General features: G+C 40.6%; 8 protein-coding genes and 3 pseudogenes. 1 reads left to right on the top strand and 10 read right to left on the bottom strand.

The genetic code is table 11. The features are described from left to right. Window positions 1-311: pseudogene (locus tag HSISS3_RS10450) on the top strand (transposase); the annotation flags it as partial. Window positions 312-372: 61 nt separating this feature from the next. On the opposite strand, the pseudogene ilvC reads toward HSISS3_RS10450, so the two are convergent. The 10 genes and pseudogenes from ilvC to HSISS3_RS10500 all read right to left on the bottom strand — a co-directional run bounded on the left by ilvC (window position 373) and on the right by HSISS3_RS10500 (window position 12,642). Continuing rightward, window positions 373-1,394: pseudogene (gene ilvC, locus HSISS3_RS10455) on the bottom strand (ketol-acid reductoisomerase). A 74-nt stretch (window positions 1,395-1,468) separates the two neighbouring features. After that, the gene (gene ilvN, locus HSISS3_RS10460; RefSeq protein ID WP_021146579.1) at window positions 1,469-1,945 is read right to left on the bottom strand and encodes an acetolactate synthase small subunit; all 477 of its coding nucleotides are present in this window, start codon (window positions 1,943-1,945) and stop codon (window positions 1,469-1,471) included. Next, window positions 1,938-3,638, bottom strand: a complete 1,701-nt coding sequence (locus HSISS3_RS10465) for an acetolactate synthase large subunit (RefSeq protein ID WP_021146580.1) — start codon at window positions 3,636-3,638, stop codon at window positions 1,938-1,940. Before HSISS3_RS10465 ends, ilvN begins: the two co-directional genes overlap by 8 nt. A 133-nt stretch (window positions 3,639-3,771) precedes the next feature. After that, entirely contained in the window at window positions 3,772-5,493 is a 1,722-nt protein-coding gene (ilvD, locus tag HSISS3_RS10470) for a dihydroxy-acid dehydratase (RefSeq protein WP_002887460.1), read from the bottom strand. 169 nt (window positions 5,494-5,662) lie between these two features. Beyond that, a complete protein-coding gene (locus tag HSISS3_RS10475; RefSeq protein WP_021152638.1) occupies window positions 5,663-7,330 on the bottom strand; it encodes a DAK2 domain-containing protein in 1,668 nt (555 codons plus the stop codon). Then, window positions 7,330-7,695, bottom strand: coding sequence for an Asp23/Gls24 family envelope stress response protein (locus HSISS3_RS10480; RefSeq protein ID WP_002887462.1), 366 nt, complete (start codon window positions 7,693-7,695; stop codon window positions 7,330-7,332). The genes HSISS3_RS10475 and HSISS3_RS10480 overlap by 1 nt, the downstream gene beginning before the upstream one ends. A 110-nt stretch (window positions 7,696-7,805) precedes the next feature. After that, the gene (locus HSISS3_RS10485) at window positions 7,806-9,092 is read right to left on the bottom strand and encodes an MATE family efflux transporter (protein WP_021152639.1); all 1,287 of its coding nucleotides are present in this window, start codon (window positions 9,090-9,092) and stop codon (window positions 7,806-7,808) included. A gap of 60 nt (window positions 9,093-9,152) precedes the next feature. Then, on the bottom strand, window positions 9,153-10,637 hold the full coding sequence (gene thrC, locus HSISS3_RS10490; protein WP_021152640.1) for a threonine synthase: 1,485 nt from the start codon (window positions 10,635-10,637) through the stop codon (window positions 9,153-9,155). Window positions 10,638-10,799: 162 nt separating this feature from the next. Then, a pseudogene (locus HSISS3_RS10495) lies at window positions 10,800-11,770 on the bottom strand (hypothetical protein). A 29-nt stretch (window positions 11,771-11,799) separates the two neighbouring features. Beyond that, window positions 11,800-12,642, bottom strand: a complete 843-nt coding sequence (locus tag HSISS3_RS10500; protein ID WP_021152643.1) for a hypothetical protein — start codon at window positions 12,640-12,642, stop codon at window positions 11,800-11,802. Window positions 12,643-12,696: the final 54 nt, after the last annotated feature.

Genomic DNA, 12,696 nt, shown 5'->3' on the forward strand with positions numbered 1-12,696 from the left:
AACCTCTATCAGCTGTTGCTGTTTCACTTTCAGGAGAAGAGGGTAGATGAGTTTTTTGAGCTCATAGAGGAGAATATAAGCAAGGTTAATCATTACTTCAAAACTGTCTTTAGGACCTTCCTTAGACACAAACCATACATCAAAAATGCGCTAGAAACACATTACTCAAATGCAAAATTGGAGGGCACCAATAAGCTTATCAAAGATATTAAACGTCTGGGCTTCGGTTTTAGAAACTTTATTAACTTTAGGAAGCGTGTTTTCATCACTCTGAACATACAAAAAGAGAAAACCTATCAGGTTCTCTCTAGATGTTAGCTTTTCGTCACCCACTACAGTTGACAAAGAGCCGGTTTTTTTGAGACTATCACATTAGTTATAAATCTTGAAAGCGTCGTCGTCGTTTTGACCAACGAATGGCATTGCTTTACGCAATTCAACACCAATCTTTTCAATTTCAAGTTCTTCAGCTTCTTTACGGTAAGCTTTCAAACGTGGGAAGCCAGCATCGTGGTCTTCAACGAATTCACGAGCAAATTTACCTGATTGGATATCAGCAAGTGCAGCTTTCATGTTTTCTTTGACTTCTGGACCGATGACACGTGGGCCAGTTACAAAGTCACCAAATTCTGCAGTATTTGAACATGATTGACGCATTTTCTTAAATCCACCTTCATAAATAAGGTCAACGATAAGTTTCATTTCATGAAGAACTTCAAAGTAAGCCAATTGTGGTGCATAACCAGCTTCAGTCAACACTTCGAAACCTGCTTCAATAAGGTGTGTCAAACCACCCATAAGAACTGCTTGTTCACCAAACAAATCTTCTTCAGTTTCTTCTTTAAATGTTGTTACAAGCAAGCCAACACGTGCAGCACCGATACCTTTAGCCCAGTCCATTGCAATGTTTTGAGCATTTCCTGTTGGATTTTGGTAAACAGCGTAAAGAGCTGGTACACCAAAACCTTCTGTATATGTACGACGTACCAAGTGACCTGGTCCTTTAGGAGCAACCATGAAGACATCAACATCTTCTGGAGCTTTAATGTAGCCAAAATGAATATTAAACCCATGGGCAAAACCAAGAGCTTTACCTGCACTCAAGTTTGGCGCAATTTCATCTTTATAGATGTCTTTTTGAATTTCATCTGGTGCCAAAACCATAATGATATCAGCCAATTTAGTTGCTTCTGCTACTGTGTAAGTATCAAAACCATCTTCTTTAGCTTTATCAAATGATTTACCAGGACGTACACCGATGATGACATCATGTCCTGAATCACGCAAGTTTTGTGCATGCGCATGACCTTGTGAACCGTAACCAATAACAGCAATTTTTTGCCGTCAAGTGCTGGTACTTTTACGTCTTTTTCATATTCCATTTGAACTGCCATAGTAATATGTCTCTTTTCTAAAAAAATATTTTATTGCCTTTTTAAGGCTGGGTTAACAAATTTAAATTGGATTTTTAATCACGGGTAAATCCAGTCGCACCCGTACGAGCGATATTCTTAATACCATAAGGTCGAATAACTCGTAGAAGCGCCTCGCTCTTTTCAGCATTCCCAGTCATCTGGATAGTAATAGAGCTAGGTGCCACATCAACCACCGAAGCACGGAAAGGTTGAATAATTGCCAAGATTTCAGCACGTTTAGAGGTTGGTGCTGATACCTTAACTAAGATAACTTCACGTTCCAAATGTGGCTGATCTGTAATATCGCGAATGCGAATCACATCAATCTGACGATTGAGTTGTTTGATGATTTGTTCCACCTCATTGTGAGAATTTACATCAATAATAATCGTAATACGTGAAACATTAGGATCCTCTGAAGCACCAACCGAAATACTTTCAATGTTGACTTGACGTCTTGAAAGGACACCTGTGAAGCGGTTAAGGACACCGGAACGGTTTTGAAGTTTAGCAGTTAACATTCTACGCATTGAACTTCACCCCCAACATTTCATTATTACTCTTACCAGCCGGAACGATTGGCAAAACATGCTCCTTACGAGAGATGTCTACCTCTATGAACATTGGCACATCTTCCTTGATAACTTCCAAATCCTGATCAATTGTTTCTGGATTATCAAACTTATAAGACTTGATACCATAAGCTTGAGCCATCAATTGGAAATCTGGAAGAGTTTCAAAGACAGATTCTGATGTACGTCCCTCATAGAAGGACTCTTGCCATTGGCGAACCATACCAAGTGAATGGTTGTTGAGCATGACAACCTTGATTGGTACCTTATAAATGTTCAAGATAGCCAACTCTTGGTTAGTCATTTGGAAACCACCATCACCAACAAAGAGAACAACTTCCTTATCAGGATTGGCAATCTTAGCACCAATTGCTGCTGGAACACCAAATCCCATTGTTCCTAGACCACCTGAGGTAACCAGTTGGCGTTCATTTTGGTATGGATAGTACTGAGCAGTCCACATTTGATGTTGACCAACGTCAGTAACCACAACAGCATCACCCTTAGTCAATTCACCGATACGTTCGATAACTGCCTGAGGTTGTACCATACGTTCTTTCTTGTCGTAAGAACGCACACGCTCTTTATCTTTCGTGACTTTTTCAATCCATTTTTCAGTGTTGTTTTTAACAACAGGTTCTGCTAAAAGCATCTCAAGAGCTTGCTTAGCATCCCCAACAACAGGAATATCTACAGCAATAATTTTACCAATTTCAGCCGGATCCACATCAATGTGAACGACCTTAGCATTCTTAGCAAATGTTTTAGGATTACCTGTTAAACGGTCATCAAAACGACAACCAATAGAAATCATAAAGTCAGCGTCAGTCATAGCAATATTAGCTGCATATGAACCATGCATACCTCCCATGCCCAAGAAAAGGGGATGGCTAGTAGCAATTGTTCCTTGACCTAATAGACTTGTAACAACCGGAATTTGGTAGCGTTCTGCAAAAGCGACTAACTCCTTAGCAGACTCAGAATAAGATACCCCACCTCCAGCTACGATAACTGGTTTTTTAGCCTTGCCCAACTGTTTCAAGATTTTCTTAATCTGCATTTCGTTTGGTCTTAGCGTTGGTTGGTAACTTGGAAGATAAATTTCAGGATCGTTAATATAATCCGTTTCCTTAGCTACAATATCTTTCGGAAGGTCAATAACAACTGGACCAGGACGCCCAGTCGTTGCAATATGGACTGCTTCCTTAATAATACGAGGAATATCAGCTGTATCACGAACTTGATAGTTGTATTTGGTAATCGGCATGGTGATTCCGACAATATCAGCCTCTTGGAAGGCATCCTTACCAATACCTGCTGTTCCTACCTGACCTGTAAATACAAGGAGAGGTACACTATCACTCATAGCATCTGCAATCCCTGTGATAGCATTAGTCGCACCAGGACCGCTCGTTACCAGAGCAACACCAAGTTTACCAGTTGATTTTGCATAACCCTCAGCTTCATGCAAACTTCCTTGCTCATGACGAGATAAGATGTGATTAATCTCGTCATTTTTATAAATAGCATCATACAAAGGAAGAACCGCTCCGCCAGGATACCCAAAGATGGTTGAAATCCCAAGTTCAAGAAGTGTATCAAGAATCAAATCAGCACCAGAGCGTGCTTCTTCAAGTTCAATTTTCTTCACATGGACCTCCTTTAGTAGTTGGTTTTTTCGAATTGTCTAAAAATTCAAAACCTTGTATACTATGATAACATTTTTAACCAGATTTGCAAGGGGTTAGGAGAAAAATATCACAAACTCTCTGGAAAGAATGGTTTTAGTCCTTCTCCTGTGCTTGACGTTCTGCCTTACGCTCTTCAAACTCTTCATCACTCATCAATGTTCCACCGACATTAGCAGATTTGGCAAAAGCTGTGTAACGACGCAACCAACCACTTGAAATTTTTGATTTGAACGGTTTCAAGTGTTTACGACGTTCTTCAAGTGTTGCATCATCGACAAGCAAATCGATGGTACGATTTGGTAGATCAATCACGATTTCGTCACCATCTTCAATCAAGGCGATATTTCCACCTTCAGCGGCTTCTGGAGATACATGACCAATAGCAATACCGCGAGTCGCTCCTGAGAAGCGGCCATCCGTAATAAGAGCTACATCTTTACCAAGCCCACGCCCGACAATCTTAGAGGTTGGTGCCAGCATCTCTGGCATACCAGGACCTCCTTGAGGACCTTCGTAACGAATAACTACAACATGTCCCTTCTTAACTGTTCCATTATCAATCAACTCAAGGGCTTGATCTTGTGAATCACAACAAATGGCTTTACCACGGAAAGTTTTAACAGATGGGTCTACACCACCAACCTTGATAACAGCGCCATCCTGAGCAATATTTCCGTAAAGGATAGACAAACCACCAACTGGTGAAATTGGATGTTCGATTGGATGAATGATTTCTTCATTTTTAATTTCAGCACCAGCCACATTTTCTTTCAAAGTCTTACCAGTGACTGTGATGCGGTCACCCTTAATGGCACCTTTCTTAATCAACTGATTAATAATGGCTGGAACACCACCAGCTTCGTGCACATCATGCATGGTGTAAACACTTGAAGGGGCGATTTTAGAAAGATAAGGTGTTTTCTTAGCAATCTCGTTAATGTCCTTGAGGTTATAATCAATTCCAGCTTCACGCGCAATAGCAAGCGTATGAAGAACGGTATTGGTTGAACCACCCATGGCCATATCAAGCGCAAAGGCATCATCAATTGCTTCTTTAGTCACTATATCACGTGGGCGAACATTATTTTTGATGTTATCCATCAATTTTGTAGCTGCTTGACGAACCAATTCACGACGTTCATCTGAAACAGCTAGGATAGTACCATTACCTGGAAGTGCAAGACCCAAAACTTCCATCAAACAGTTCATTGAGTTGGCAGTAAACATTCCTGAACATGAACCACAAGTTGGACAGGCATTTTTTTCCAAATAATCGAGCTCTTTCTTGCTCATATCTCCAGCCTGATAAGTACCTACAGCTTCAAACAAACTTGATAGCGTAGCCTGATGACCAGTCATGTCAACGCCACCCTTCATAGGGCCACCTGAGCAAAATACCGCTGGCACATTCGTACGCATAGCCGCCAAAATCATCCCTGGTGTAATCTTATCACAGTTAGGAATATAGAAAACCCCATCAAACCAGTGGGCGTTAATAACAGTTTCTGCAGAGTCAGCAATTAATTCACGAGAAGGAAGGCTGTAACGCATCCCAATATGCCCCATGGCAATCCCATCATCTACACCAATTGTATTAAACTCAAAGGGAACACCACCAGCTTCACGGATAGCTTCTTTAGCAATATCTGCCAATTCACGTAAGTGAACATGCCCTGGAACAATATCAATATAGGAGTTACAAATAGCAATAAAAGGCTTTTTCATATCCTTGGAAGATTTAACCTGTCCAGTCGCATACAAAAGTCCACGTGCTGGCGCCTTATCAACACCAACTTTAATCATATCACTTCTCATGATGTTACCTTCAATCTATAAAATTTCTCACATCATATGTTACCACTTTGCAAAGTAATGTCAAGGAATTTTCAGAATATTTCCGTAATTCCGAAAAAGCGTTTCTGATGTATCGAAACCGACAAAACAAAAAGGAAGCCCTAAGACTTCCTAAATGATTATTTCAAAATTACTCAACGCTAAAGATATATGGATATACTGGCTGATCACCTTGGAAGATTTCAACTTCAATATCTTCGTGTGCTACTTCCAATTTATCAGCGATTGTTTGAGCTTGTTCTTTATTTCCTTCTTCGCCGACGTAAATCATAACAATTTCGCTATCTTCGTCAATCATCTTGTCAAAGGTGTCAAGAAGGGCTTGATCCATATCTGGTGTAGACACAAGAATCTTACCATCAACCATACCAAGGATGTCATTTTCATGAATCTCAAGGCCATCAATAGTTGTGTCACGTACCGCTAAGGTCACGCTACCACTTGTGACGTCTGAAAGACTAGCTGTCATCGCTTCAACGTTAGCTTCAATACTTTGGCTAGGGTCGAAAGCAAGCAAGCTTGTAAAGCCTTGTGGAACTGTACGTGTTTCAACAACTGCCGCATTGACATCTACTACTTCAGTAGCTGATTGTGCCGCCATAAAGATATTTTTATTATTTGGCAAGATAATAACATTCTTAGCATTAACCTGCTCAATAGCCTTAACGATATCCTCTGTTGATGGATTCATTGTTTGACCACCTGAAATCACATAGTCAACACCTTGAGATTTGAAAATATCTGCAAGTCCATCACCAGCAACAACCGTGATAAGGGCAAAATCTTTAGGAGCTGACTGCTCTGTTTGCACAGCTTCTTCTTTTTGCACTTGTGCATCGTGTTGGTTACGCATGTTGTCAACCTTAACTTTGACAAGGGCACCATACTTAAGACCTTCTTGCATGACAAGACCCGGATCTTCCGTATGAACATGGACCTTAACAATCTCATCATCGTTAACGACAAGGAGAGAGTCGCCAAGATTACTCAAGTAATTACGGAATTCTTCATAATCAAAATCTTTGACATATGTAGGTCCTTGTTTAAGAGCAACCATAATTTCAGTACAGTAACCAAATTTGATATCTTCGGTCGCTACATGACCTGCAACAGATTTATGGTGCTCAGCATTAATCATTTCAGTCATGGTAGCAGGCGTTGCTTGGAAATCCTCTGAAGCAATATACTCACCAGTAAGTGCTGACAAGAACCCTTCATAGATAAAGACCAATCCTTGACCACCTGAATCGACAACACCGACCTCTTTTAAAACTGGTAGCATTTCTGGAGTCTTAGCCAAGGCTGCCTTAGCTCCTTCAAGAGCTGCACGCATAACCTCAACAGCATCATCCGTAGATTCTGCTTTTTTAATAGCTGCTGTGGCTGCACCACGAGAAACAGTCAAGATTGTACCTTCAACAGGCTTCATAACAGCTTTATAAGCAACTTCAACACCTGATTGGAAAGCGCTGGCTAAATCCTTACCATCAAGTTCGATTTTGCCTTTGATACTTTGTCCAAAGCCACGGAACAATTGAGAAGTGATGACCCCTGAATTTCCACGAGCACCCATCAAAAGTCCCTTAGACAAGATTTGTCCAACTTCACCAACTGTTGATGCCGTCTGATCAGAAACAGCCTTAGCTCCGTTATCCATGGTCATACCCATATTAGTTCCTGTATCTCCATCAGGAACTGGGAAGACATTAAGCGAGTTCACATATTCTGCCTGCTTACCAAGACGAGTCGCCGCAGCCTCTACCATTTCTTGAAGCAAGCTTGTTGTAATTTTAGACACTAGTTTTCTCCTACGACTTTGATGCTTTGAACGTAAACATTAACAGTTTCAGCCTTGATACCCAATTGATTCTCAAGATTGAATTTTACACGTTCTTGAATATTTTTAGAAACCTCACTGATCTTGACACCGTAACTCATGACAGTGTATACATCCACAGTGATACCTGCATCAGTAGATTTCACGACAACTCCTTTTGCGTAGTTTTCCTTTCCAAGAAGTGCTTGAAAATTATCTCGGATAGCACTCTTACTTGCCATACCGACAACGCCAAAAATTTCTGTTGCTGAACCGCCAACTACTGTTGCGATGACATCATCTGACAATTCGATTTGACCATCTTTTGTATTGATTTTTACAGTCATAATTACTACCTCAAAAAGTTTTTATCAGCTTATTTTACCATATTCAAGCCCACTTGTAAAAAATAAGAAGGAGATACCCCTGTAGAGAGCATCTCCTCATCAATTTATCATTAAAACTGTCTCTTTATGAGATAACGACGGTACATCACATAAAGGAACACAGCCCGCCATACATTATCAACAACTGTTGCAATCCAGACACCTGCAAGACCCATTCCCAGACTCACTCCAAGGAAGTATCCTGAGAAAATTCGGATGAGCCACATCCCAATAGTCGTTGCATAAAAAGGCATCTTAGCCTTACCCAGACCTTGCCAAACTGCTGTGTAGACTAAAGTTCCCGAAGTCACAGGATTCCCCAGAAAAGAATAAAGAATAACTACCTGACTAGCCGCAATAGCTGCTTTATTATCTGTGAAAAGGCCTGACAAACCATGACCAAAACCTAAAATAATTCCCGATACCAGAACCATGAGGACAGTCGAAATCCAGTAAGATTCTCGAATAATACGCTTCATCTGCGCCTTATCCCCCCGACCCAAACTATTGGCAACTAGAATTACCGTCGCTGTCGCTACTCCCATACCAGGCATGTAGTTAAACTGGGTAAGATTTTCACCAATGGCATTACCACCGACAACAGCTGTACCAAAGGTCACAATAATAGCCACGATTACCACATCACCAGCACGCATCATCAGTCGTTCACCTGCAGCTGGCAAGGCAATCCCCAACAACTCCTTGTTCAACGGTTTAGTGACCTCGAACTGCTTCACATCCAATTTCATGGCTGTCCATAGAATCACTGTCCCAACCAGACGAGAAAAAACCGTTGCTGTCGCAACCCCAATAATCCCCCAATGGCCAACAAATATGGCTAAAGAGGATAAAATAGCATTAAGCACATTGGTCAAAAGACTGACAACCATGGAAATACGAGGGCGTCCCTTGGCTCGTAGAATATTACCAAAAGTGGTCATCAATCCTAGAAAGACGACTCCCCCACCGACAAGTGCAAGGTAGAGACTACCAGCCTGAGTCACCGATTTCTCAGTACCTAAAAGATTTAGAATGGTTCCTCCACCCAAAATCGAAAGTAGACCAAGAACCAAACTAAGGGCAAGAGTAATAATGATAGCATCCCAGGTATCTCGGTTGGTCGCTTTGACATCACCTTTTCCTAGACTTCTAGCAATGACACTAGCACTTGAGGCCCCCAAGGCAATAAAGATAGCCTGATAAATGGTAATGATATTATTGGCCACGGAAACCCCTGATATGGCGACAATACCAACCTGCGCCACTAGATAAGAATCGACAACCCCCATCAACATTTGTAAAAGGTTCTCAGCCATAGCCGGCAAGGCTATATTTAGAATTTTCTTTGTTTCTGTCATAATATTCTCTTTTACATTGATAAAAATAGGGCTGATTTCTCAGCTCCTATTTTTTTATTCTTATAAGCCAAGATAGCTTTCAACTGCTTTTTGCATATCAGCTGCCGCAACAACTGTTTTATGGCGAACTTCTGCACGTTCAAGTCCATCTACAGCAGCTGGGATAGCTACACCTGAAAGTTGGTGCAAATCTTCTACCGCTTTGAAATCATCTCCACTGTCTTTACCAGTGACAGCTGAGACAGCTACACGTGGGAACTTGTAAGGGCTAGCTGTTGAAGCGATGACTGTTGGTGTGTAATCATCTGTCTTTTGAACATAGGCTTCGTAAACCGCTGAGGCAACTGCTGTATGAGGATCTTCAATATATTTGTCTTCCCCATAAACACGTTTGATTTCAGCAGCTGTTTCATCCTCGGTCGCAAAACCAGCTGCAAACAAGTCTAAAATATCTTGATTTGCATCAGCCAAAGTATACTCACCCTTAGTCACAAGCGCATCCATAAGTTCTTTAGTCTTGGTTGCATCATTGCCAAGAAGGTGGAAAATCAAGCGTTCCAAGTTAGAAGATACCAAGATATCCATTGAAGGACTTGTTGTCACCTTGAAGTCACGTTTCTTGTCGTAAGTACCTGTTGCAAAGAAGTCTGTAAGAACATTATTTTCGTTAGAGGCGCAGATTAACTTGCCAACTGGGACACCAATTTGACGTGCATAATAGGCTGCCAAGATGTTACCAAAGTTACCTGTTGGTACTGTAACGTTAATCTTATCACCGTTTTGAATATGACCCGCCTTAACCAACTGTGCATAGGCATAAACATAGTAAACCACTTGTGGTACCAAACGGCCAACATTCATTGAGTTAGCTGATGAAAATTGCGTTTGATGAGCCAACAACTTCTCACGTAAATCAACATCGTTAAACATGCGTTTGACATCTGTTTGGGCATCATCAAAGTTACCATCAATAGCAATAACATGAGTGTTCGCACCTGTTTGAGTAGTCATTTGTAGTTCTTGGATTTTTGAAACACCATCTTTTGGATAGAAAACAATGATTTCAGTTCCAGGAACATCCGCAAAACCAGCCATGGCAGCCTTACCAGTGTCCCCTGATGTCGCTGTCAAGATAACAATCTTATTATCAACACCTTGTTTTTTAGCTGATGTTGTTAGTAAGTATGGCAAAATTGACAATGCCATATCTTTGAAGGCGATAGTAGAACCATGGAAAAGTTCAAGATTATAATGATCCTTAAGTTTCACAACAGGAGCAATAGTAGCCGTGTCAAACTTGTCATCATAAGCATTTGTGATACAGTAATCCAATTCTTCTTCAGTGAAATCATCCAAGAAAGCTGACAAAACCAATTTAGCAACTTCTTGATAAGAAGCGTCTTTCAATTGGTCAAAGTCCAAAGCAACCTCAGGGATTGACAATGGCGTAAACAAACCACCATCTGTTGCCAAACCTTGAAGAATAGCCTGGCTAGCTGTCACTTTATTATTTTCATCACGTGTTGATTGGTATACAAGTGTCATGGTAAATCCTCTTTTTTAGATAGTCTTTGGCTCCATTGTATCATAATTGTCAGAATATTTCTACATATATTGTGACTTTTGCAAAAAACATTCGGCTTTCACTTGATGTACAGGATTCAAAGACAAGGAAAAATCCGGAATTTTTCTATTCCGGATTTTGGTTTAAAATTTATCTTTAGTGTCATTCTCAGTTGAGAAGGTCATATCTTTTGACTTACCATCACCACTAAGGATGACTTTTTTATCCTTCTTGGTAACTTTTAGCTCTTGGCCTTTTTTCACATTTAGACCATCGATATCAACATCTTTGTTGACAGAAGTAATAGTCATCTTATGCCCTAAACGACTAACCTTCCCTTTAAAGAGGGTCGTTGTAGTTTCACCTGTCTTGGAATCATACTTTTGACCACTATCTTTAGCAGCCTTTTCAAGAGCTTCATCAAGTTCTTTCTCTATGGTTTCCTCACTGTAATAATTTTCGAAGGATTCTCCATAAAGGTCTTTAAATAAATCGCCAAAGGTTGAAAAGGTCTTTTGAACTCTCTCACGGTAGTCTTTGATATAGGTTTCCTTGTCAAACGTAAAGCTTGCAGTCACCTTCGCATTGCTACCCTTTGCCTTCATGGTTACAGCAGTTTTTGTAATATATTTTTCAAGTTCTTTACTATCCACATCGGTCAAACCTTCGGTCATACTTGAACTATATTCTCTACCTAGAGAACTGCTGTACCACTTACCGTCAATATTGCCTGTCACATAACGGTAGCCCGTAAAGCCACCAACACTTAATAGAATAAGAGCTACGGCTGAAAGAACAGAAATTATGATAAGTTTTTCTTTTTAGCATCTAAGCCTTTTTTAGGAGCCATATTGGTCACAGCTGCTTGCCCTTCTGGAAAAGCAACTGTCGCTGGTGTAGCTGTTATTGGTGTTCCTTCAATTGATGCAGGATTAGCATTTGTCTCAACGATTTCTGCCTCAACCTTAATGGGTTCAGCCGTAGCTGTTTCTTCTGCTTTAACTGGCTCCTCGTTAACAAACTCTCCAGCCTTCAAAGCATCCGCCATCTCCCGCACACTCGGCTTACGTCCATTCACCGTTTCAAAATAGTCCAACCATTCCGCTCTTGTCATCTATATTCCCCTTTAATTACATTTTTAATTTATTTTCTGGTAAAGTTAATGTCACCAAATTCACTGTGTGCTTTGATGACAAAGCCACCATTGTTAGGTGTATAGTCTAATACGTCACCTGTTTTAAAGACATCTGAATCTCCAGCACTAGCTATTGTGATTGTTTGCTCCCAACGGTTTATGTCACCCATGAAAGCAGTTGTTGTTACTCGACCTGTTTTAGAATCGTAAGTATAACTCTTGGGAAGTTCTTTTTTTATCGTCGAATCAAACTGTTTGTAGTAATCTTTTTCTGACAATGAATAACTATCAAACACCTCTGAGAATTCCTCTCCGTACTGACCTTTCAGTTCATTGACCCTACTCTTGTAAGCCTCATAAAGACCTTTTCGATTATAGATAAAACTCACCTCTAATCGGGCTTTATTATCAGTAATGCTCATCGCTGTATTGATATCAGTGATAAGGTTTTGCCCCTGTGGTAAGGCATTACTGATCTTTTGCTTAGCATTGGCAGTATCTTTTAGAGTAGCCAACATTTTCTCGCTAAAAGTCGGGCTTATCCAATCACCCTCAATACTAGCTGCTTGATATCGGTAGCCCATTACCGCAAAAACAATCAAAAGTATGGTGAGTATTGCTGCAATTACACCTGATACCATTCCCAAAATATTCTTTGAAGTTACTGGCGCTTTTGATTCGTTCATCTTTTGACTGGGATTGAATTGAACACTCACTACCCTATCAGCATCAAACTCTCTAAACTTATTAGTCGCTCTATTCCCTTCTATGGAGGCCCTTGGAGGCCTCGTTTCACGAGGCTTGAGAGAATGTGCTGTATCACCCAAACTAAGCCCTTCTTCTTTTGTCATAGGAATCTCCTTATTTTGCTGTAAGGCTATTATAACAATTCTTAAAGCGATTTG

Source organism: Streptococcus sp. HSISS3, assembly GCF_000448605.1.
Classification (GTDB): Bacteria; Bacillota; Bacilli; order Lactobacillales; family Streptococcaceae; genus Streptococcus; species Streptococcus raffinosi.